The organism is Kineococcus gurbantunggutensis (assembly GCF_050871925.1).
Taxonomy (GTDB): domain Bacteria; phylum Actinomycetota; class Actinomycetes; order Actinomycetales; family Kineococcaceae; genus Kineococcus.
Window position 1 is genome coordinate 21,720 of the sequence record NZ_JBJLSG010000031.1, and the last position, 21,720, is coordinate 43,439.

The following is a 21,720-nucleotide window of genomic DNA, read 5'->3' on the forward strand; positions in this document are numbered from 1 at the left end:
CCCGGCCGGCGCGGCGCGGGGCGCTCAGTTCATCGTGACGTCGGCGGGGAAGCTCGCCACCAGCGCCAGGTCGCCGCCCTGCCGGCGCAGCACGTCGGCCCACAGCCGCTCGGGGGCGTCGGAGAACGCGTCGCGCGCCTCGGCGGGCAGCACGAACCAGGCGTCCTCGGCGATCTCCGCCTCGAGCTGACCGGCGCCCCAGCCCGCGTAGCCGGCGAAGATGCGCAGGCCCGCCAGCTCGTCGACGACGCTCTCGGGCGGGGTGTCCAGGTCCACCAGGCCCACCGAGCCCAGACCCACGGAGGCGAACACCCGGCGCACGCCCCGGGGGTCGGGCCGGTCGCCGGGGACGGCCACCAGGCCCAGCGCGGAGTCCAGGGCGACCGGGCCGCCCTGGAAGAGCTTGCCGGGGGCGGTGGCGAAGGGCTGCCAGCCGGGCAGCACGGCGTCCACGTCGACCTCCAGCGGCCGGTTGACCACCACCCCCAGCGCACCGTCCTCGTCGTGGTTGAGCACGAGGACGACGGCGCGGCGGAAGTTGGGGTCGGTCAGCGCGGGCGTCGCCAGCAGCAGCCGGCCCGTCAGGGCGGTGGGGGGCGGGGCGCTCACGGCTGCCGCTCCGTTCCGGTCGCAGGGGGCACCCGACCATCATGGCCCGTCCGCGCCGCCGGGGCCCGCCGCCGCACCCCGCCGCCGAACCCCGCCGCCGCACCCGCGCAGCGCGGTGCGGGGCGGGGAGCCGGCGGCGGGCGGGCGCGGGGTCAGCGCGGGGTGCTCACCGGCACGTCGTCGCGGGTGGCGCGCACGTACTGCGCGGGCCAGGCCACGGCGCGGGTGCCGTGCAGGGCCGCGGCCGCGCGCTGGGGCCAGCGCGGGTCCGCCAGCAGCGGGCGGGCCAGCAGCACCGCGTCGGCGTCGCCGCTGACGAGGACCTGCTCGGCCTGCAGGGGGTCCAGGATGAGCCCGACGGCGCCCACGGGCACGCCGGCGCCGCGCTTGACGCGGCCGGCGTTGGGCACCTGGTAGCCGGGGCCGACGGGGATGCGCTGCTCGGGCACGTTGCCCCCGGAGGAGGCGTCGACGAGGTCGGCGCCGTGCTCGGCGAGCAGGCGCGCGAGCTGCACGCACTCCTCCACGTCCCAGCCGCCCTCGGCCCAGTCGGAGGTGGACACGCGCACGAAGACGGGCTTGTCCCGCGGCCAGACCGCGCGCACGGCGTCCAGGACCTCCAGCAGCAGGCGCGAGCGCCCGGCGAGGTCGCCGCCGTAGCCGTCGGTGCGGGTGTTGGACAGCGGGGAGAGGAACTGGTGCAGCAGGTAGCCGTGGGCGGCGTGCAGCTCGACCACGTCGAAGCCGGCGCGGTCGGCGCGGCGGGCGGCCTCGGCGAAGGCGGTCACGACGCGGGCCAGGCCCCGCTCGTCCAGGGCGGTGGGCACGGCCAGGTCGCCGTGGGCGATCGCGCTGGGGGCGACGGTGGGCCAGCCGCCCTCCTCCAGGGGCACGCTGCCCTGCACCGGCGCCCAGGGGCGGTGGGTGCTGGCCTTGCGGCCGGCGTGGGCGAGCTGGACGCCGGCGGCGGCGCCCTGGGAGTGCACGAAGGAGACCACGCGCGCCCAGGCGCGCTCCTGCTCCTCGTCCCACAGGCCGGCGTCGTGGGGGGTGATGCGCCCCTCGGGCACGACGGCGGCGGCCTCGGTGAGCACCAGGGCGGCCCCGCCGACGGCCAGGGAGCCGTAGTGGACCAGGTGCCAGTCGTGCGGCACGCCGGGCGCGGCGTCGGGGTCGCAGGAGTACTGGCACATCGGGGAGACCCAGATCCGGTGCGCGAAGGTCGTGCCGCGCAGGGTCAGGGGTTCGAGCAGTCGACTCACGGGTCGCACCGTACGTCGGGCGCCGCGCCGGTCCCCTCCCGGGTCTAGCGAGAACGATGCTCAGTAGCGATAGTGGTGCGGTGGACACGACGCACACCTGGTACCTGGTCGCCCCCGCCGAGGCCGGCCTGCTGCACCGCCTGCGCCCGGCGGTGCGCGCCGGCGCCGACGGGGTCCTGGTGCACCTGCAGCAGGACCCGCCGGTGCCCGGCGCCCAGCTCGGCCTGGCGCGCGAGGGCGAGCTGTCCTGGTTCGGCGGGCTGAGCGCGGTGGAGGTCCAGCGCGCCGTGGAGCTCGTGCGCGCCGGCGACCCCGCCGGGCTGGTGCGCGCGCTGGCGCACCGGCGCACCGGGGCGCAGCCGGCCCCCGCCCCGCCCGGCGCGGCGCGCTGAACCGACCGGCGGCGCCGGGGGCGGGCGGGTCCTCAGTCCCGGCGGCGGCGCTTGTCGCGGTACATCCGCGCGTCGGCGCGCGCCAGGACCTCCGCGGGCGGGGAGCCCGGGTCGTCCACGACCAGCCCGACGCTGCACGTCAGGCGCACGGTGTCCGAGCCGTCCGGCAGGTCCACCCCGACCCCGGTGACGGCCGCGCGGAAGCGGGCCTCCAGGGCGGCGGGCTCGACGTCGGCGGGGCCCTCCACGAGCAGGACGAACTCGTCGCCGCCGTAGCGGGCCACGGTGTCCTCCTCGCGCGCGACCGCGCTCAGGCGCCGGCCCACCTCGACGAGCACGGCGTCGCCCACGAGGTGCCCGTGGCGGTCGTTGACGCGCTTGAGCTCGTCGACGTCGCAGAAGGCGATGAGCGGGACCACGCCGGTGCGGCGGGCGCGGGAGCGGGCCTGCGACCAGCGGTCCTCGAACAGCGAGCGGTTGGGCAGCCCCGTCAGCCGGTCGTGGGTGGCGCGGTGCGCCAGGTCGCGGTGGCGCTCGACGTGCTGGGAGACGTCCCAGCACACCAGCGCGAGCGCGGCCTCGCCCTCGAACTCCACCGGCGAGGCGAGGACCTCCACCGTGGCGGTGGCGGCGCCCGGGCGCGCGAAGCGCCACTCGGCCAGCGCGACGGGCTCCCCCGGCCGCGCGCGCAGCGCCGCCGCCAGGGCCCCGGCCAGCGCGGCGCGGTCGTCGGGGTGCACCAGGTCCGCCAGCGCCACGGGGGCGAAGCGCTCCTCCCCGCCCGCCGAGCCCAGCACGCGGCGGCCGGCGCGGTTGGCCCACACCACGTCCCCGTCGCGCACGACGAGGGTGGCGATCGGCGACTCCTCCACGAGTCGACGGTAGTCGGCGTCCTGCACGGCGTCCCCCCTCGCTCGGCGGCCGGGCGGCCACCGGGGCGACCGTAGGCACGCCGGGCGCCGCCGCCCGAAAGGATCACGGGAAACGCCCCGGACGGCGGAACGGTTGCGACGCAACGAGTCGGCCCCGACACGTGTTCGGGCGCTCACGTGTCCGGGTGAACACGTGAGCGGGCCGCGACCGCCCGTCACCGCGGGGCGCGGGACAGGTCCACGGACTGCGCCAGCAGCGGGCGGGCGGCCCGCGAGGCGAGCAGCACCAGCCCCGCACCGCCCGCGGCGCAGGCGGCGAACAGCAGCACCCCCACCGGCGCCGAGCGCAGCACGGCCAGCAGCGGGGAGACCACCAGCAGCGCCGTCAGCGCCGCCCCGCCCGTGGTCAGGGCCAGCGGCACCCACGTCTCGCGCGAGCGGGCCGCGTGCAGCACGGCCACGTCCGCGCCCGCCAGGTGCAGCGCCCGGTGCTGCGGGGCGCCGTCCAGCACGCGCGAGGCCTGCGTCACCCCGGTGGACACCGCCGCCAGCACCGCCGCGACGACCAGGGTGACCAGCGCGCCGGTGCCGACGTCGCGCAGCAGCGCCTCCCCCTCCACGTCCCCGCCGTCCGTGGCGGTCATCCCCGGCACCACGCTCAGGCAGCCCGCCACGAACGTCACCAGGGCGATGCCGCCCACGCCGCGCCACGCGCTGCGCGGGTCGTCGGCGATCCGCCGCGCCGCCAGCAGCGTCGGCACGCTGCGCGCCCGCGCGGCCAGCACCCGCCCCAGCACCGAGAGCAGGAACGGGCCCACGAGGTTGTACAGGGCGAAGGTGGCGGCCAGCAGCACCGCGAGGACCAGCACCGCGCCGGCCAGGCCCACGCCCGCCGTCAGCTGCCCCAGCACCCGGAACGCCGCCGTGAACGCCAGGCCCACCAGCAGCACCGGCAGCACCCGCACCCAGCTCAGGGCCTTCGCGGGCAGCCGCTGCGCCACGCCCAGCGGCGTGACGACCACCCGCCGCAGGCTCACCGCGCACGAGACCAGGGAGACCAGCAGCACCGCGCCGGCGGTCACCAGCACCGGCAGCGCCCCCAGCCGCAGCTCGGACGGCTCGAACGCGCGGCCCTGGAAGCGCAGCTGCGCCAACAGCGGCGTGGCCAGCAGGTTCAGCACCACCCCGGCCACCGCGCCCGCCACCGCCTGCAGGCCCGCGTCCAGCAGCGCCACCAGCCCCGTCTGCGCGCTCGTGGCGCCGGCCAGGCGCAGCCGGGCCAGCCGCTCGTCGCGCCGGGCCACGGTCAGCCGGGCCGCGGCCCCGCCCAGCGCGGCGGTCGGCACGACCAGCAGCGCCACCGACACCGCCGCCAGCAGCGGGTAGAGCGCCGCGTCCGACCCCGGCCCCGCCAGGCGGGCCCGCTCGGTGAACGCCTGCACCCCGCCGGCCACGGTGAGCACCGCCCAGGTGGCCGCGGCGAAGGCCACCACCGCCAGCACCGTGGGCAGGTGCCCGCCGGAGTCGCGGTGGCGCAGCAGCCGCAGCCAGGTGCGCAGCGCGCCGCTCACGAGGGCACCCCCGAGCCGGCGGCGCGGGCGGGGGCCGCCGGGGCGGCGCCGGCACCGGCGGGGTTGGCGGCGGGGGCGGGGGCGTGGAACTCGCGCACCACCCGCCCGTCGCGCATCGCCAGCGTCCGAGCGCACCAGCGCGCCACCGCCGGGTCGTGCGTGACCACCACGAGCGCGGCGCCCGCGCGGCGCACCGCGCCGGTCAGGGTGGCCAGCACCTCCTCGCCGGTGCCCTGGTCCAGCGCCCCGGTGGGCTCGTCGGCGAAGACGACCCTCGGCGAGCCCACCAGGGCCCGGGCGATCGCCACGCGCTGCGCCTGACCGCCCGAGAGCTGCCCGGGCCGGCGCTCCTCCGCGCCCGCCAGGCCCAGCGCGCCCAGCAGCTCGCGCGCCCGCGCCACGGCGGTGCGCCGGTCCACGCCGGCGAGCATCAGCGGCAGCGCCGCGTTCTCCTGCGCCGGCAGCTCCGGCAGCAGCTGCCCGGACTGGAAGACGAAGCCGAACTCGCTGCGGCGCAACCGCGTGCGGCGCGCGTCGCTCATCGCGGTCAGGTCCGCGCCGTCCAGCTCCACGACGCCGGAGGTGGGGCGCAGGATGCCGGCCAGGCAGTGCAGCAGGGTCGTCTTGCCCGAGCCCGAGGGGCCGGTGACGGCGACGGACTCGCCGGGGCGCAGGTCGACGTCGACCCCGTCGAGCGCGCGCGTCGCCCCGGGGCCGTCGCCGTAGGCCATCACGAGACCGCGGGCGCTGAGGGTGTCCATGCCCCCGAGGCTGCCGCCGCGGGCCCGGCGAGCGCGTCGGAGCACGGGGGGAACCGCGCGCGGCCGCGTCCGACCACGGGGGGAGCGGGCGGGTGGAGGTCCCCGGGCACGACGAAGGGCCGCTCCCCGTGCGGGGAGCGGCCCTTCGTCGGAAGGTGGAGATGGCGGGAATCGAACCCGCGTCCGCCAGCGTGGTACCAGGGCTTCTCCGGGTGCATCCTGTTCAGCGGTCTGCTCGGCCCCGATGCTCACACAGGCATGTCATCGCCGGGCCCAGCCGCGTTGGTTGTCCCTCTCACCTACGCGACCTCGGTGAGAGGTGAGCTCCCTAGTCGATGCCAGGACCCGGGGCGGGAGCGCACCCGGGCTGACAGCGTCACACTCGCTCAGGCGGCGAGGGCGAACGCGGTGCGCTTGGAATCGGCACCTATTGGTTTGCACGGAGCGTTGACGAGATGACCGTGCATCCTCGACCCGCTTCCCCTGGCTCGACGACCGACGTCGAAACCTGTCATCCCCGTGTTCAGTTGAGAACCGGCCCCGTCGTGGCGACCGGTGACCAGCATACGTCCCAACGGCCCGCCCGGCGCGCGCATTCCCGCCGTCGGGGCCGCCGGTCACCAGGAGCCGCCGCCCCCGCCGCCCGCGCCGGTGCCGACGGAGCCGGCCGGGGAGGTCGAGGACGTGCCCGGCGCCGCCGCGGGGGCGGCGGTGAGCGAGCCGGAGGCCTCGGCGGAGAAGATCCCGATCACGCCGCCGAAGACGGCCGGGTCGAAGGCCCCGCGCCCGCCGCCGTACCAGGCCGGGCGCGGCACCGGCTCGGGCGAGGCCTGCAGCGCCCGCGCCGCGGCCGCCCACTGCGCCGTCGCGCCCAGGGCGACCGCGAGCGGCAGGTGGCGCGCCAGCGCCGCACCCCCCGCCGAGGCGGCGCCGGGGGCGTCCGCACCGCGGCGCAGGCCGGCGGCGAAGGCCTCCACCGCCCGGCGCGCGCGCAGCCCCTGCGCCGTCAGCGGCGAGCGGGGCCGGAGGGCGAAGGGCACCACCAGCGCCACCGCGACCAGGGCCAGCCCGACCAGCGCGAAGCGCGTCCACAGCAGCAGGGCCACCGCCAGGGCGAGCGCCAGGGCCAGCCCGGCCAGCGCCCGGCCCAGGCGGCGGTGCGCCAGGCGCGAGGGGCGGTCGCGGAACCAGCCGCGGCGCACCGCCTCCTCGTCGAGGAGCTGCTGGGTCAGCTGCACCCCCGCGCGCGAGCGGCTGCGCAGCGCCGACAGCGTCGTGACCGGCCCGTCCTTGAACAGGGTGTGCAGCAGCCGGTCCTCGGCGGGGCCGGTGCGGTCCGCGCCGGCGCGCCGCTCCAGGCGCCAGTCCGCGGCGCCGGGCCCGCCCTCGCCCTGCGGGTCGAGGGCGAGGTGACCGCGCTCGGCCAGGTCCAGCAGGGTCGCCACGACGTCCTCACCGGTGGCGCCGCCGTGCACCAGGGCGCCCAGCGCACCGGGCGGGCCCTCCTGCGGACCCTCCGGCGGAGCGCCGGCGGCGGGCGGGGCGGTGGTCGCGGTGCCGTCGCCGTCGCGGCGGCGGCGCGAGAGCAGGACGGCGCCCGCACCGGCGGCCAGCACCGCCGCGCTCGCCGGCAGCGTCAGCGCGTCGGCGGTGAAGGCGCGCGCGGGGCTGAAGGTGCCCACGAGCAGCGGCCCGGGCGCGGTGACGGTGCCCGGCGGCAGCAGCGCGCCGACGGTGACGCCCTCCCCCGCCCCCAGGTCGCTCGCGCTGAAGACGGCGGTGGTGGGCGCCTCGCCCGGCGCCACCGCGCACGGGTCGGTGGACCCGGGCGGGCCGCTGGAGCACTCCAGCGCCGACAGCGGCCCGGGCGCGGTGAGGGTGGCCTCCACGCGCTCCACCGGCACCCGCCAGCCGGTGCCCACGACGTCCACGCGGACCCGCTGCCCGCCCCGCTCGCCCTGCCGCTCGCCCTGCCGCTCGGGGGTGTCGACGTCGTCGACGTCGTCGACGACCGCGCCCAGGCGGTACTCCAGCACGTAGGTCTGCTGCCCGCGCACGTCCTCGCGGTCAGGGTCGCCCACGAGCACGTCCAGGACGCCGTCGTCCTCCTCGGTGCTCACCCGCGCCGGGGCCCCCGAGGGGCTGGACACGCGCAGGCCGCTGAGCGGGAAGAGGCGGTCGTGGGAGGCGTCGTGCGGGCCGCGCACCGGGATCGAGCGCTGCAGGCCGTGGTGGCCCTCGTCGCCGAAGTCGTACACGAGCGTCTCGCGCACGCCCACCGAGCCGTCGGCACCGACGGCGAGGTCGACGGCGTAGGAGCGCACCCGCTCGTCCGCGCCCGGCTCGTCCGCCGCGGCGGCCGCGGCCGCCGGCCCGGCCAGCACGGCGGCGGCCAGGGCCAGGGCGGCACCGGCGCGGCGGACGAGCGCCGGGCTCACTCCCGGTTCCGCCGCAGGGACATCGCGCGCTCGGCCTCGCGGCGGTCCTGCCGCTCGCGCAGCGCGTGGCGCTTGTCGTAGTTCTTCTTGCCCCGCGCCAGGCCGATCTCGACCTTGACCCGCCCGTCGACGAAGTACAGCGACAGCGGCACGATCGTCAGGCCGGACTCGCGGACCTTGCCGGCCCACTTGTCGATCTCGGCGCGGTGCAGCAGGAGCTTGCGGCGACGGCGGGGGGCGTGGTTGGTCCAGGTGCCCTGCACGTACTCCGGGATGTGGACGTGCTCCAGCCACATCTCCCCGCGGTCGATCTGGGCGAAGCCGTCGACCAGGGAGGCGCGCCCCATCCTCAGCGCCTTCACCTCGGTGCCCGTCAGGGACAGGCCCGCCTCGTAGGTGTCCTCGATGTGGTAGTCGTGGCGCGCCTTGCGGTTGCTGGCGATCACCTTGCGGCCGGTCTCGCGCGGCACGTGCGTCCTCCCCCTGCTGCTGGACCGTCCACTCTAGGTGCGCCGGGCACCGGGGCGCACGGCCGTTCGCCGCGGGCGCAGCCGCACCGGCGCGCCCGCGGCGCTCAGACCTTCAGCCAGCGCCGCAGGCTCAGCAGGGACGCCACCACGGCGAAGACGACGCCGACGCCGAGCATCACCGGCGCGGTGGGGAAGAGCACGTCGGAGGTCTCCACCAGGCGGGTGGTGAAGTCGGGGCGCTCGCGCAGGCGCCCCACGCCGAACTCCACCAGCGCGTACAGCGCCCCGGAGGCCAGCACCGCGCCCACCAGGCTGGCGACCACGCCCTCCAGCACGAACGGCAGCTGGATCAGCGCCCGGGAGGCGCCCACCAGGCGCATGATGCTCACCTCGCGGCGGCGGCTGAAGGCCGTCAGCCGGATCGTGGTGGACACCAGCAGCACCGAGCACACCAGCATCAGCGCCGCCAGGCCGAGCGCGACGCGGGTGGCGCCGTCCATCGCGGCGAACAGCGGCCCCAGCACGGCCCGGTCGTCGGGGACGTCCTCCACGCCGGGCTGCCCGCTGAACTGCTCGCGGACCTCCTGGTAGCGGGAGGGGTCGGTCAGGCGCACGCGGAAGGACTCCGGCAGCTGGTCGGGCGTGACGTTCTCGGTGATCGCGTCGTCGAACTGCTCGAGGAAGTTGTCGTAGGCGTCCTGCTGGGACTCGTAGAACACCCGGTCCACCAGCGGGGAGGCCTCCAGCTGCCCGCGCAGGGCGTCGCGCTGCGCGGCGGTGACCGCCCCCGTCGGGCAGTCCTCCTGGGTGCTCACCGGCCCGCACAGGAAGACCGAGACCTGCACGCGGTCGTACCAGTCGCCCTTGAGGATGGAGACCTGCTGCTGCACGAGCAGCCCCAGGCCGAAGAAGAACAGCGAGACCATGGTCACCAGGACCACCGCGACGGTCATGGTGAAGTTGCGCCGCAGCCCGGCGCCCATCTCCCGCAGGACGAAGCCGGCGCGCATCAGCGGGCCGACCCGTACACGCCGCGGTCCTCGTCGCGCACGACGCGGCCGTCGCGCAGCTCCACGACGCGCTTGCGCATCTGGTCGACGATGTCGTCGTCGTGCGTGGCCATGACGATGGTGGTCCCCGTGCGGTTGATGCGGTCCAGCAGCTTCATGATGCCGACGCTGGTCTCCGGGTCGAGGTTGCCGGTGGGCTCGTCGGCCAGCAGCAGCGCCGGGCGGTTGACGAACGCGCGGGCGATCGCCACCCGCTGCTGCTCACCGCCGGAGAGCTCGTGCGGGCGGCGCTTCTCCTTGCCGCCCAGGCCCACCAGCGACAGCGTCTCCGGCACCGACTGCGCGATGAGGTGCCGCGGCTTGCCCAGCACCTGCAGGGCGAAGGCGACGTTCTCGAAGACGGTCTTGTCCGCCAGCAGGCGGAAGTCCTGGAAGACCACGCCGATCTGGCGGCGCAGGGCCGGCACCTTCCAGCTGCGCATGCGCCCCACGTCGCGCCCGGCGACCTGCACGGTGCCCGAGGACGCCTTCTCCTCCTTGAGCACCAGCCGCAGGAAGGTGGACTTGCCGGACCCGGAGGGCCCCACGAGGAAGACGAAGTCGCCCTTGTCGATCTGCAGGGTGACCTCGGCCAGCGCGGGGCGGTGCCCCTCGCCGTAGACCTTGCTGACGTGCTCGAAGGTGATCACTCGCGGGGGCGGCCGGTCTCGGGGACGGGGTGGTGCGGGGCGTGCTCCGGCCGTCGTCCACTCTACGTGCGGGCACGCTCGGTGAGCGCCGCCCCCCGTCCGGGCGGGTCCGGGCCCGGCGCGGGCGGTCAGCTCGCGGCGCCGGCGGCGCGCTCGCCCTGGCGGCGCCAGCGGATGCCGGACTCCAGGAACGCGTCGATGTCGCCGTCGAAGACGGCGTCGGCGTTGCCGACCTCGTGGTTCGTGCGCAGGTCCTTGACCATGCGGTACGGCTGCAGCACGTAGGAGCGCATCTGGTTGCCCCAGGAGCCGGAGTCGTCGCCCTTGAGGGCGTCCAGCTCGGCCTGGCGGTCCTGGCGGGCCTTCTCCAGCAGCTTCGCCTGCAGCACGCGCATCGCCGCGGCCTTGTTCTGCAGCTGCGACTTCTCGTTCTGGCAGGTCACCACGATGCCGGTGGGGATGTGGGTCAGGCGCACCGCGGAGTCGGTGGTGTTGACCGACTGCCCGCCGGGGCCGGAGGAGCGGTACACGTCCACGCGCACCTCGTTCTCCGGGACCTCGATGTGGTCGGTCTCGGCCACCACGGGCAGCACCTCCACGCCCGCGAAGGACGTCTGGCGCCGGCCCTGGTTGTCGAACGGGGAGATGCGCACCAGGCGGTGGGTGCCCTGCTCCACGCTGAGGGTGCCGTAGGCGTACGGGGCGGCGACCTTGAAGGTGGCGGACTTGATGCCCGCCTCCTCGGCGTAGGAGGTGTCGTAGACCTCCGTCTTGTAGCCCTTGCGCTCGGCCCAGCGCAGGTACATGCGCATGAGCATCTCGGCGAAGTCCGCGGCGTCCACGCCACCGGCCTCGGAGCGGATCGTCACCAGCGCCTCGCGCCCGTCGTACTCCCCCGACAGCAGCGTGCGCACCTCCAGCTCGTCGAGCTGCTTCTTGACGGCGACCAGCTCGCGCTCGGCCTCGGCCAGGGAGTCGGCGTCGTCCTCGGACTCCGCCAGCTCGACCAGGACCTCCAGGTCGTCGATGCGCGAGCCCATCCGCTCGATGCGCTCCAGCTCCGCCTGCAGGGTGGACAACCGGCTGGTGACCGACTGGGCGTGCTCGGCGTCGTCCCACAGGTCGGGGGCGGCGGCCTGGTCGTTCAGCTCCGCCAGCTCCTTGCGCAGCGCATCGAGGTCCGACACCTCCCGGATCGACGCGTACGTCTGGCGGAGGGCGGAGATCTCGGCGGGGAAGTCGGTGGCCACGACGGACGAGCTTACGCGCGCGCGGTGGAGCGGCGGTGCGCGCGCGGGCCCCGCGCTCAGCCGAAGGCGCGCGCGGGCAGGTCCCGCTCGTCGTCGACGATCGCCCGCACCACCCGCTCCGCGACGGCGTCGGGGTCCAGCCCGGCGGGCAGGCGCGGCGCGGTGCCCGCCACCGGCCGGCCCGCCAGGCCCGTCTCGGTGTGCGGCGGGCGCACGTCCAGCACCCGCACCCCCTCGCGGCGCAGCTCCTTGCCCGCGGCGCCGGCGAAGGCGCTCAGCGCTGCCTTGGCGGCGCTGTAGGCGGCCATGCCGGCCACCGGCTGCTCGGCCACCACCGCCGAGACCACCGCGACGAAGGCGCCGGGGCGCTCGCGCGCCGCGGAGCGCAGGTGCGGCACGGCCGCGCGCAGCAGCCGCACCGGCCCCAGGGCGTCGGCCAGGAACAGCTCGTCGAGCAGGTCGTCGTCGGCCTCCTCCAGCGGGCCGAAGGCCACCACGCCGGCGGCGTGCACCAGGCCGTCCAGGCCGCCCAGGTGCGCCACCGCCGCGTCCACCAGGGCGCCGGGGCCGTCGGGCAGGCGCAGGTCGGCGGTCACCGGGTGGCCGGGCAGGCCCTCCAGGCGGGCCCGGTCGCGGCCGCTGACGACGAGCCGGGCACCGGCCGCGGCCAGGCGCGCGGCGATCGGGCGGCCCAGGCCGCCGCCGGCACCGGTGAGCAGGACGCGCGCGCCGTCGAGGTCCGTCACAGCGCGGAGGGTGGCACGCGCGGGCCGCGCGCGCACCCGGGCGTCAGCGGAAGCGCCGCCCCTGGTCGCGGCGGATCGCCCGCACCGCCACCGCGCCCAGCACGAGCGTCCAGCCCAGCAGCACCGGCAGCGCGGTGCCCGGCACGCCGGTGCCGGTGGCCGCGCCCACCACGACGTCGCGCCCGGCGCGCGTGGGCGTCCACGTGGAGATCGAGGCCAGCCAGCCCGGCATGACCTCCGGCGGTAGGAACAGCCCGCCGGCGAAGGCGAGCGGCAGCAGCAGCACCTGCGCCAGCGCCAGCGCCGCCTTGGCCGGCACCGAGTACCCCACCGCCAGGCCCAGCGCCAGCAGCGGCAGGCCCGCCAGGAGCAGCCCGCCCAGGCCGGCCAGGAAGCGCAGCGGCGTGGTGGTGGCGTCGGTGACCAGCGCAGCCAGCACCAGCAGCGGCACCAGCCCCAGGACGGTGAAGAAGGCGCCCGTGAGCACCCGCGCGGCGAAGCGCGGCCCGGCGCCCACCGGCAGGGTGCGCAGGTGCGCGTCCCACGGCAGGGCGCGGTCCTCGGCGGTGCCGGCGCCGTGGGTGAACAGCGACACGCTCATCGCGGAGAACACCGCCAGCTGCGCCACCGCCCCCGTGGCCGCCGCCGGCCCCGCGCCGCCCGCCTGCGGCACGACGAACACCGCCAGGATCAGCGCGGGGAAGACCGCGGTGCTCACCACGACGACCGGCACCCGCAGCGTCTCGGTCACCTGGTAGCGGGTGTGCAGCCACGTCAGGCGCAGCGCCCCGGCGGGGCGGCGCCCACCGCCGCGGGCGGCGGGGGTCGTGGCGGGGGTGCTCACGCGGCGGCCCCCCGCTCGCCGGTCAGGGCCAGGAAGGCCTCCTCCAGGGAGGCGGTGGCCACCTCCAGGTCCCGGAAGGCGGCACCGGAGGTGACCAGGGCGCGCACGAACGCGTCCGCGTCGGGCACCAGCAGCTCCCAGCGGCCCCCGCGCCCGTCGGCGACGACTTCGGCCCCGGCGGTCAGCGGCGCCGGCAGCGCGCCGGGCGGGGCGCTGAAGCGCACCCGGCGCAGCGCGGTGCGCCCGCGCACCTCCGCCACGGTGCCCTCGGCCAGCACCCGGCCGCGGTCGACGACGACGACCCGCTGCGCCAGCGCCTCCACCTCCTCCAGGTAGTGGCTGGTCAGCAGCAGCGTGCCGCCCTCGGCGACGAACCCGCGCACCGCCGCCCACAGCGCGTGCCGCGCGGGCACGTCCAGGCCGGTGGTCGGCTCGTCGAGCAGCACGACGTCGGGGCGGCCGACGAAGGCCAGCGCCACCGCCAGGCGCCGCTGCTGCCCGCCGGACAGGCCCCCGCACTGCCGCCCGCGCAGGTCGGACAGCTCGAAGCGCTCCAGCACCTCCGCGCGCGGCAGCGGGTCGCGGTGGTGCCCGGCGACGAAGTCGACGACCTCCCCCACCTTCAGGGTCTGCGGCAGGCCGGTGGCCTGCGGGGTGACGCCCAGGCGCGCGCGCACGTGCGCCTCGCGCGGGTCGCCGCCGGCCAGGCGCACGGTGCCGCGGTCGGGGCGGCGCAGCCCCGCCAGCAGCGACAGCAGCGTGGACTTGCCCGCGCCGTTGGGCCCCAGGACCCCCACCGCCTCCCCCGGGCGGACGGTCAGGCTCACGCCGTCGAGGGCGACGACGTCGCCGAACGTGCGGGTGACGCGGTCGACCTCGACCACGGGTGGTGCGCTCACGGGGGTCTCCAGGGTGGGGCGGCGGCGTTCGGCGGGGCGCTCGGCCTGGGGCCCACTGTGCCCACCCGCGCCGCCGGGCACGAGGCTGCGCGCGGCGCGTCGCCGAGGTTCCCCGCCCCGGCCCGCTCCGCCCCGACCTGCTCCGCCCGGCCCTGCTCCGCCCCGACCTGCTCCGCCCGGCCGCGGTGCACGGCCGGGCGCCTCAGCGCAGCCGCGCCACCGCCCGGCTGCTCGCCCGCAGCTCCACCCCGCCGGCGAAGCGCCCCGGCACCAGCGCCGCGAACGGCGGCACCACCGGCGCGCTGAGCACCACCACCGCCGTGCGCCCGTCCGGGCTGCCCGTGCCCGCCGCCACCCGCACCCCCGGCAGGTCCGCGCCGGCCGCGCCCAGGTACCGCTGTGCGCTCGCGCGCACCGAGGCGTCCGACAGCGGCACCGCCCCGTCCACCAGGCCCCCGCCGCCGCCGTAGTACGCCCCCTCGTCCAGGGCGTCGGCGGCGTCGGCGGCCGCGGCGTCGGCCAGGGCGAACAGGCGCACCCGCTGCAGGTGCACCGCCGAGGCCGACACCACGAGCAGCACCAGCACCAGCGCCACCAGCGCGAACCCCAGCGACAGCAGCGCGATGCGCCCCTCGTCGCCGCGCTCCCCGCTGCGACGCCACCGGCCCCCGCGCCGACCCGTCACGTCGGCGCGAACCGGTCGGCCACCGCGACGCGGCGCACCTGCACCGGCACCTCCACCGGCACCGCCGCGCGCGCGAAGGAGGGCACCAGCGGCAGCGGCACGCGCACCCGCACCGTCGCCGCCACCGGCGCCTGCGGGGTGCGGCACGGGCGCGCCGCGCACTCCAGCACCAGCGCGCCGGGCCCGGCGGCGAACCCCTGGTCGGCCAGCGCCAGCGCGACCGCCGCCTGCGCGCGCGCCGCGGCCGGCCCGTCCCCGCTCGTGGTGGCCAGCACCCGCGAGGCCTCGCGCGCGCCGGCCTCCGCGGCGAACGCGGCCGCCTGCACCCGGCCCAGCGCCAGCACCAGGTACGCCAGCGGCACCAGCAGCAGCACCCCGACGGCCAGCAGCTCCACCGCGGCGCTGCCCTCGTCGCGCCGCCCGCTCCCCCGCCTCACGAGGCCCCCTCCAGCGCGGCGTGCCCGCGCACCACCAGCACCCGCGCCGGGCCCAGCAGCCCCGCCACCGGCAGCGGCGCGCGCACCCGCACCTCCACCACCGGCCCGGCCGGCGAGCCCACCACCGCGGCCGCGACGTCGCCGGCGTACCGGGCGGACAGCGAGGCCGCCAGCAGCTCGCAGGTGCGCTGCGCGCCCAGCTCCGGCGAGCTGCCGGCCAGCGCGCCGTACCGGGCGCCGGCCCCGGCGCAGTCGGTGGCGGTGGCCCGCACGTGCTGCACCACCGCCAGCTGCAGCACCGCGGCGAACAGCAGCGCCAGCACCCCGGCCACCGCCGCGAACTCCGCGACGGCCGAGCCCTCGTCGCCGCGGCGCGCGGGCGGGCCCGCGAGCGCCCGGTCCACGGCGGCCCGGTCCACGGCGGCCCGGTCCACGGCGGCCCGGTCCACGGCGGCCCGGTCCACGGCGGCCCGGTCCACGGCGGCCCGGTTCACCAGCGCCCGCTCACAGCTGCCCGACGACGGCGTCCATCGACTGCGTGAACACCTGCTGCAGCCGCGGGCCGGCCACGGCCCACAGCGCGACCACGAGCCCGGCGGTCATCAGGGTGACCAGCACCCAGCCGGGCACGTCGCCGCGGTCGTCGCCGGTGCGCGACCCGGGGCGCGACCCGGGGCGCGACCCGGGGCGCAGCGCACGGCGCAGCAGGCGCGAGGCGCGCAGCGGGGCACGACGGCGGGAACGGTTCTCGGACACGGTTCTCCTCAGGTCCTCGGGAAGGGGTTTCGAGAGCAGCGGGGGCCTCAGGGCCCCAGGCGCAGCTGGGCCAGGCCGGGGAACAGGGCGAACACCACCGTCACCGGCAGCACCCCGAACACGACGGGCACGAGCATCCGCACCTCGCGGCGCCCGCCCTCCTCCAGCAGCCGGCGCCGGCCGGCCTCGCGGGCGTCGGCGGCCTGCGCGCGCAGCACCCCGGCCAGCGGGCTGCCCGTCTCCACCGCCACCGCCAGGCCCTCGGTGAAGCGGGACAGCGCCGGCACGCCCAGGCGGTCCGACGTCGCCGCCAGCGCCTCCAGCAGCGGCACGCCGGCGGCCGCGTCGGCCAGCGCCCGGCGCAGCTCCGCCGGCAGCGCGCCACCGCCGGCGGCCACCCGCTCCAGGGCCGCGGCCACGCCCTCGCCGGCGCCCACCGACAGCGCCAGCAGCTCGGCCACGGCCGGCAGGTCCTCGGCGACCTCCTCGCGGCGGCGCTGCACCGCCCGCGCCAGGAGCGCGTCGCGCAGCAGGGCCCCGGCGAGGGCGCCGGTGAGGACCATCGCCACCGCGCCCACCGCCGAGGGCGCACCGCGCAGCACCGCCAGCCACCACAGCAGCGCCCCGGCGCCCGCGCCGGCCAGCGCCCACAGCACCTGGTCGGCGCGGTGCTGGGCGACCTCGCGGGCCGGGTCCAGCACGTCCAGGCGCGAGCGCACCACCGCCGAGGACCCCAGCAGCGCCCCGCAGGCGCCGGCCGCGGCGTCCAGCGCCGCGCGCGCCGCGGAGCGCCAGCCGGGCCGCGCCGGGCGCGAGAGGTACGGGGCGATGCGTGCCTCCAGCGACGGGGTGCGCCGCCACGGCGCGCCCGCCAGCACCAGCAGCACCCCCGTGCCGCCGGCCAGGCCCAGCAGCGCACCGGTCGCCGACGGCGTCACCGCAGCACCCGCCGCGGTTCGGGCAGCCGGCCCAGGCGCACCATCACCCGGTACGACAGCACCGTGGCCAGCGCCCCGCCGCCCAGCACGGCCGCGCCGGCGGGGGTGTCGTACGCCTCCAGGGAACCGGGCCGGGTGGCGAGCAGCGCCAGCACCAGCCACGGCGCGGCCGCCGCCAGGCGCGCGGCCGAGACCGTCCAGCTCTGCCGCGCCAGCAGTTCCGCGCGGGCGCGCTGGTCCTCGCGCAGGTACGCCGACAGCGTGCGCAGCGTGCCGCCCAGGTCGCTGCCGCCGACCTGCCGCGTCATGCGCAGCACGGCGGCCAGCCGGTCGAACACCGGGTCGGCGAGCTGCTCGCGCAGGTGCGCCAGTTCCGCGTCGAACGCGCCGCTGGCGCGGTACCCGGCGGCGAAACCCGCGAACGCCGGGCGCAGCCGCTGCGGGCCGCGCACCGCCAGCGCGCACACCGCGTCCGGCAGCGCGGCGCCCGCCCGCACCGAGGCGGTCAGGGCGTCGACGACGTCGGGCCACTCCCGCGACCGCTCGGCGCGCCGGCGCCGGGCCCGCGCGCGCAGCGCCGCGAACGGGGACAGCGCCCCGGCGGCCGCGGCCGGCACCGCCAGCACCACCGCGCCGGTCAGCGCCGGCACCAGCAGCAGCCCCGCCGCGGCGGCGGCCGCGCACACCAGCAGCAGCACCGGCACCGGCACGTCGGCGAACCCGGCCGCGTCCAGCAGGCGGCGCAGCACCCGCCGCGGCGCGCGCGGCGCGCGCGGGCCGCGCTCCCAGCAGGAGGACCACACGCAGAACGTCCCGGCCCCCAGCAGCGCACCCGCCAGCAGCCCGCCCGAACCGCCCACCTCAGCCCCGCCCCGACAGCAGCGCCGTCAGGTCGAAACCCGCGCGGGCGAAGCGCTCGCGGTGCGGGGGCCAGCCCTGCTCGCGCACCAGGTCCGCGTCCGGGCCGGGGGCGCGGCGGAACAGCGGCGCGGTCTCCACCACGCCGCCCTCCACGCGGCCGGTGACGGCCAGGACCTCCTCCACCCGCCGGCGGCCGTCAGCGCCCAGCGCGGTGTGCACGACCAGGTCGATAGAGGACGCCACCGCGGGCACCACGAAACCGCTGGTGACGTTCTGCCCGGCCAGCAGCGGCAGCGTGCACATCTTCGCCACCGCACCGGCGGCGGAGTTCGCGTGGATCGTCGCCGCCCCGGGCAGGCCGGAGTTCAGCGCCACCAGCAGGTCCAGGCTCTCCTCCTGGCGCACCTCGCCGACGACGAGGCGGTCCGGGCGCATGCGCAGCGCCTCCTTCACCAGGCGCCGCAGCGGGACCTCGCCGCGGCCCTCCAGGTTCGGCTGGCGGCACTGCATGGCCACCACGTCGCGGGCGGCGACCTGCAGCTCGAAGACCTCCTCGCAGGTGACGACGCGCTGCTGCGCCGGGACGGCGGCGAGCAGGCAGTTCAGCAGCGTCGTCTTCCCCGCCTGCGTCGCCCCCGAGACCAGCAGGTTCAGGCCCGAGGCGACGGCCGCGCCCAGGAACCGCGCGGCCTGCGCGGACAGCGAACCCAGCGCCACCAGGTCCTCCAGCCGGTGGGCGCGCGCGACGAAGCGGCGCACGTTCACCGCCCAGTGCCGGCGGGTGATGTCCGGGATCACCACGTGCAGGCGCGAGCCGTCCGGCAGCGAGGCGTCCACGAACGGGCTGGACAGGTCCACGCGCCGGCCGGTGCTGGCGAGCATCCGCTCCACCAGTTCCGCGACGGCGTCCTCCTCCAGGATCGTGGTGGTCAGCTCCGCCACGCCGCCGCGGGCCACGAACACCTTGCCGGGTTCGTTGATCCAGATCTCCTCGACCTCGGGGTCGTCGAAGTACCGCTGCAGCGGCCCGTACCCGGACACCGCGGCGACGACCTCGCGCACCGCCTCCCGGCGGTCGGCGAGGAACGGCAGGGAACCGTCCAGCGAGCGCAGGTCGTACCCGGTGACGGCCTCGTCGACGAGGGCGCGCAACTGCTCGGGCGTGGCCCGGAAACCCCCGGCGGAGATGCGGCGGCGCAGTTCCCGGCGCACCTCGTCCTCGACCAGCCGCACGGCGTCCACACCCACCACCCCCTCACCCGGTACCCGCGGAGCGCGCGGAACCCCTCCGCGGCGCGGTCACCGTAGGCGGGGCGCGCCGCGGGCGTCCGGGGGATGTGGACAACCCCCGCGGGCGGTGCGGCCTGTGGGTGGAGCGCCGCGGGGCCCGCGCGGCGGGCACCCTGCCGGGGTGCGCCTGCGGTTGACCCTCGTCGGCGTCGGTGACCCGGCGGGCACCGACGTGCTCGTGGAGGCACCCGCGGGCACCGCGCTGGCGCGGGCGCGCGCCCGCCTGGAGGAGCTGACTGGTCCCTGGCCGGGCCCGCCGCGCGCCGGCGGCCTGGAGGTGGCCGACGCGGTGCTGGGGGTCCCGCCGCTGCTGCAGGGCGCCGTCGTAGACGTCGGCGCCGCGCCCGCCGGTGCGCGGGGCGCGGGGGCCGGGGCACCCGCCGGTCCTCCCCCGCCGGCGGGCGCCCCCGTCCCCGGGGGTGCCCACGGGGGTGCGCCCGGGGGTGCCGCCGCGGTGGTCGTGGCGGTGGTGGCCGGCCCGGACGCGGGCGGGCGGTTCGCGCTGCCGGCCGGCGCCTGCGCGGTCGGGCGCGCCGGCGGCCCGGACCGCTGCGCGGTGCCCCTGGCGGACCCGGGCGTCTCGCGCACCCACGCGGTGCTCGACGTCGCGGCCGACGGGTCCGTGGCGGTGCGCGACGCCGGCTCCCTCAACGGCACGGCGCTGCTGGTGGCCGGGGCCCGCGAGCCCGTGGTCGGTGCGGTGGAGCTGCGCGCCGGTGACCGGGTGCTGGTGGGCTCCAGCGTCCTGCAGGTGGCGCCGCCGCCGGTGGAGCCCGCCGACGCGCGCCCCGACGGGTGCGGGCACCTGCTGCTCAACCGCGCGCCCCGCCTGCGCGCGGCGGGCGCCGGCGCCGAGGGGGCGGTGCTGCGCTGGCCGCGCCCGGCGCCCGAGCGCGAGGTGCCGGGCGTGCCGTGGCTGGCGCTGCTCGTGCCGCTGGCCGTGTCGGTGGTGGTGGCGCTGGTGTGGTCCCCGCTGTCGCTGCTGCTGGGCCTGGCCTCCCCCGTGCTCGTGGGCGGGCAGTGGTGGTCCCAGCGCCGTCGGGCGGCCGCCGAGGGGCTCCGGGCGCGGGCCGCGTGCGACGCGGCCCGCGAGCGGGTCGGCGCCCGGCACGCCGCCGCCCTGGCCGCCGAGCACCGCCGGCGCCACGAGGAGGCGCCCGGACCGGCCGAGGTGCTCGCCCAGGCCGCCGGCCGCGGCAGCCGCCTGTACGAGCGCACCCGCAGCGCCCCCGACGCCCTCGTGGTGCGGGTGGGCCTGGGGCGGGTGCGGGCCACCGGCAGCACCGTGCGCGAGGACGACCCCGACGCCGCGCCCGGCCCCTCGTCCGGCCCGGCGACCGGCCCCGCGTCCGGCTCGGCGCCCGCCGCCGCCGACCCGGCCCCCGGCTCCGAGCTGGACGACGTCCCCGTGACCGCCGACCTGCGCCGCGGCCCGCTGGGCGTGGCCGGCCCGCGCGAGCTCGTCACGGCGGTGGCGCGCCAGCTGCTCGGGCAGCTGGCCGCCTGGCACGGCCCCGAGGAGCTGGGCCTGGCGGTGACCGGCCCGGCGGGGGCGTGGGGCTGGGTGGAGCTGCTGCCGCACGCCCTGCCCGCGGCGCAGCCGCTGCCCGTCCTCGCCGCGGAGGTGGAGCGCCGCGCCCGCGCCCGCGGCGCCCGCGGCGCCGCCGGGGGCCCCGGGGGCGGTGGGAGCGGTGGCGAGCCGCGCGCCCTGGTGCTGCTCGTCGACGGCGCGGCCGACCTGCGCACCGACGCGGACCTGGCGCGCGTGCTGCGCTCGGGCACCGCCGAGGGCGTGCACGTGCTCTGCCTGGACACCGACCGCACGCGGCTGCCCGCGGAGTGCGCGAGCGTGCTGGAGCTGGCGGCGGACGGCTCCGGGGACGCCGTGCTGCACGCCGGGGGCGCGGCGGTGGCGGTGGCGGCCGACGGGGCGGCGGCGGGGTGGGCGCGGCAGCTGGCGCGGGCGCTGGCGCCGGTGCGCGACGCCGCGCCCGCCGGCGGCGGGGCCGGGGTGCCCGCGCGGGTGGCGCTGCTGCCGCTGCTGGGCCTGCCGGGGACGGCCGCACCGCGGCCGGCGGCGCTGGCGGCCGCCTGGGGCGACCGCGCCCCGGGCGCGGTCGCGGTGCTGGGCGCCACGGCCGCCGGGCCCTGCCGGCTGGACCTCGTCGCGGACGGCCCGCACGTCCTGGTCGCCGGGACCACCGGCTCGGGCAAGTCGGTGCTGCTGCGGGCGCTGGTGCTGAGCCTGGCGCTGCAGGCGCCGCCGGACGCCGTGCGCTTCGTGCTCGTCGACTACAAGGGCGGTGCGGCGTTCGCCGGCTGCGCGGGCCTGCCGCACGTGGACGGGCTGGTCACCGACCTCGACGAGCACCTGGCGCAGCGGGTGCTGCGCAGCCTGCGCGCGGAGGTGCGCCGCCGCGAGGGCGTCCTGCGCGCCGCGGGCGCGGCGGACGTGGCGCACCTGCCGGCGGGCTCGCCCGCCGCGGCGGCCGTGCCGCGCCTGGTGGTCGTCGTCGACGAGTTCCGCGTGCTCGCGCAGGAGCTGCCCGGCTTCGTCGACGGCCTGGTGCGCCTGGCGGCGGTGGGCCGCTCGCTGGGCCTGCACCTGGTGCTGGCCACCCAGCGCCCCGCCGGCGTGGTCAGCCCGGAGATCCGCGCGAACACCAACGCCCGCATCGCGCTGCGGGTGCAGGACCGCGCCGACGCCGAGGACGTCGTGGGCGACGCGTCCCCGGCGGCCATCAGCGACACCACCCCCGGCCGGGCGGTGCTGCGGCGCGGCTCGCGGGGCCTGGAGACCTTCCAGACCGCCGTGCTCGAGGGCGTCGACGCGGGCGACAGCGCGGGCGGTGCGGCGGACGGCGTGCGGGTGCTGGCCCCCGGGGGGGCCCGCGCGGGTGCCCGTGGGGCCCCCGGGAGCCCCCGCGGCGCTGGGGGCCC

General features: G+C 78.7%; 22 protein-coding genes and 1 other RNA gene. 2 read left to right on the forward strand and 21 right to left on the reverse strand.

Annotated elements, in window-relative coordinates:
* Positions 1-24 precede the first annotated feature (24 nt).
* Entirely contained in the window at positions 25-609 is a 585-nt protein-coding gene (locus ACRYR7_RS08370; RefSeq protein ID WP_432571619.1) for a YqgE/AlgH family protein, read from the reverse strand.
* 152 nt (positions 610-761) lie between these two features.
* A complete protein-coding gene (locus tag ACRYR7_RS08375) occupies positions 762-1,871 on the reverse strand; it encodes an NADH:flavin oxidoreductase/NADH oxidase (RefSeq protein WP_432571620.1) in 1,110 nt (369 codons plus the stop codon).
* An 80-nt stretch (positions 1,872-1,951) separates the two neighbouring features.
* On the opposite strand from ACRYR7_RS08375, the gene ACRYR7_RS08380 reads away from it, so the two are divergent.
* Positions 1,952-2,263, forward strand: coding sequence for a hypothetical protein (locus ACRYR7_RS08380; protein WP_432571621.1), 312 nt, complete (start codon positions 1,952-1,954; stop codon positions 2,261-2,263).
* Positions 2,264-2,295: 32 nt separating this feature from the next.
* Here the strand turns inward: ACRYR7_RS08380 and ACRYR7_RS08385 are convergent, their stop codons facing one another.
* The 19 genes from ACRYR7_RS08385 to ACRYR7_RS08475 form a co-directional block, all read right to left on the reverse strand.
* The gene (locus ACRYR7_RS08385) at positions 2,296-3,135 is read right to left on the reverse strand and encodes a GGDEF domain-containing protein (protein ID WP_432571622.1); all 840 of its coding nucleotides are present in this window, start codon (positions 3,133-3,135) and stop codon (positions 2,296-2,298) included.
* Between the two features lie 215 nt (positions 3,136-3,350).
* Complete coding sequence (locus ACRYR7_RS08390; RefSeq protein WP_432571623.1) at positions 3,351-4,706, reverse strand: FtsX-like permease family protein; 1,356 nt, start codon at positions 4,704-4,706, stop codon at positions 3,351-3,353.
* A complete protein-coding gene (locus tag ACRYR7_RS08395; protein WP_432571624.1) occupies positions 4,703-5,467 on the reverse strand; it encodes an ABC transporter ATP-binding protein in 765 nt (254 codons plus the stop codon). Before ACRYR7_RS08395 ends, ACRYR7_RS08390 begins: the two co-directional genes overlap by 4 nt.
* A gap of 153 nt (positions 5,468-5,620) precedes the next feature.
* Positions 5,621-5,986, reverse strand: a transfer-messenger RNA (tmRNA) gene (gene ssrA / locus ACRYR7_RS08400).
* 98 nt (positions 5,987-6,084) lie between these two features.
* Complete coding sequence (locus tag ACRYR7_RS08405; protein WP_432571625.1) at positions 6,085-7,905, reverse strand: DUF2207 domain-containing protein; 1,821 nt, start codon at positions 7,903-7,905, stop codon at positions 6,085-6,087.
* Complete coding sequence (gene smpB / locus ACRYR7_RS08410) at positions 7,902-8,375, reverse strand: SsrA-binding protein SmpB (RefSeq protein WP_166610954.1); 474 nt, start codon at positions 8,373-8,375, stop codon at positions 7,902-7,904. The genes ACRYR7_RS08405 and smpB overlap by 4 nt, the downstream gene beginning before the upstream one ends.
* A 104-nt stretch (positions 8,376-8,479) precedes the next feature.
* Entirely contained in the window at positions 8,480-9,385 is a 906-nt protein-coding gene (ftsX, locus tag ACRYR7_RS08415) for a permease-like cell division protein FtsX (RefSeq protein WP_432571626.1), read from the reverse strand.
* Complete coding sequence (ftsE, locus tag ACRYR7_RS08420; RefSeq protein ID WP_432571627.1) at positions 9,385-10,074, reverse strand: cell division ATP-binding protein FtsE; 690 nt, start codon at positions 10,072-10,074, stop codon at positions 9,385-9,387. The genes ftsX and ftsE overlap by 1 nt, the downstream gene beginning before the upstream one ends.
* A 128-nt stretch (positions 10,075-10,202) precedes the next feature.
* Complete coding sequence (gene prfB / locus ACRYR7_RS08425; RefSeq protein ID WP_432571628.1) at positions 10,203-11,324, reverse strand: peptide chain release factor 2; 1,122 nt, start codon at positions 11,322-11,324, stop codon at positions 10,203-10,205.
* Between the two features lie 56 nt (positions 11,325-11,380).
* Positions 11,381-12,070 (reverse strand): SDR family NAD(P)-dependent oxidoreductase, encoded by a 690-nt coding sequence (locus ACRYR7_RS08430; RefSeq protein ID WP_432571629.1) that lies wholly within the window; start codon positions 12,068-12,070, stop codon positions 11,381-11,383.
* Between the two features lie 43 nt (positions 12,071-12,113).
* Positions 12,114-12,914 carry an ABC transporter permease gene (locus ACRYR7_RS08435; RefSeq protein WP_432571630.1) on the reverse strand — a complete coding sequence of 267 codons (801 nt, stop codon included), beginning with the start codon at positions 12,912-12,914 and terminating at the stop codon, positions 12,114-12,116.
* Entirely contained in the window at positions 12,911-13,813 is a 903-nt protein-coding gene (locus ACRYR7_RS08440) for an ABC transporter ATP-binding protein (protein ID WP_432571631.1), read from the reverse strand. The genes ACRYR7_RS08435 and ACRYR7_RS08440 overlap by 4 nt, the downstream gene beginning before the upstream one ends.
* A 202-nt stretch (positions 13,814-14,015) precedes the next feature.
* Positions 14,016-14,498, reverse strand: a complete 483-nt coding sequence (locus ACRYR7_RS08445) for a pilus assembly protein TadG-related protein (RefSeq protein WP_432571632.1) — start codon at positions 14,496-14,498, stop codon at positions 14,016-14,018.
* Positions 14,495-14,935 carry a pilus assembly protein gene (locus ACRYR7_RS08450; RefSeq protein WP_432571633.1) on the reverse strand — a complete coding sequence of 147 codons (441 nt, stop codon included), beginning with the start codon at positions 14,933-14,935 and terminating at the stop codon, positions 14,495-14,497. Before ACRYR7_RS08450 ends, ACRYR7_RS08445 begins: the two co-directional genes overlap by 4 nt.
* On the reverse strand, positions 14,932-15,429 hold the full coding sequence (locus ACRYR7_RS08455; protein ID WP_432571634.1) for a TadE/TadG family type IV pilus assembly protein: 498 nt from the start codon (positions 15,427-15,429) through the stop codon (positions 14,932-14,934). Before ACRYR7_RS08455 ends, ACRYR7_RS08450 begins: the two co-directional genes overlap by 4 nt.
* Positions 15,430-15,439: 10 nt before the next feature.
* On the reverse strand, positions 15,440-15,691 hold the full coding sequence (locus tag ACRYR7_RS08460; protein WP_432571635.1) for a hypothetical protein: 252 nt from the start codon (positions 15,689-15,691) through the stop codon (positions 15,440-15,442).
* Positions 15,692-15,738: 47 nt separating this feature from the next.
* Complete coding sequence (locus ACRYR7_RS08465) at positions 15,739-16,629, reverse strand: type II secretion system F family protein (RefSeq protein ID WP_432571636.1); 891 nt, start codon at positions 16,627-16,629, stop codon at positions 15,739-15,741.
* On the reverse strand, positions 16,626-17,489 hold the full coding sequence (locus ACRYR7_RS08470; RefSeq protein ID WP_432571637.1) for a type II secretion system F family protein: 864 nt from the start codon (positions 17,487-17,489) through the stop codon (positions 16,626-16,628). The genes ACRYR7_RS08465 and ACRYR7_RS08470 overlap by 4 nt, the downstream gene beginning before the upstream one ends.
* Before the next feature lies 1 nt (position 17,490).
* A complete protein-coding gene (locus tag ACRYR7_RS08475) occupies positions 17,491-18,732 on the reverse strand; it encodes a CpaF family protein (protein WP_432571638.1) in 1,242 nt (413 codons plus the stop codon).
* Between the two features lie 169 nt (positions 18,733-18,901).
* Between ACRYR7_RS08475 and ACRYR7_RS08480 the strand changes: the two genes are divergently transcribed.
* Positions 18,902-21,720, forward strand: a 2,819-nt coding sequence (locus ACRYR7_RS08480; protein ID WP_432571639.1) for an FtsK/SpoIIIE domain-containing protein, incomplete at its 3' end; no start/stop codon positions are given.

Coding starts and splice junctions, on each gene's coding strand:
- ACRYR7_RS08395 (WP_432571624.1), bottom strand. CDS start 5,467: ATGGACACCCTCAGCGCCCGCGGTCTCGTGATGGCCTACGGCGACGGC.
- ftsX (WP_432571626.1), bottom strand. CDS start 9,385: ATGCGCGCCGGCTTCGTCCTGCGGGAGATGGGCGCCGGGCTGCGGCGC.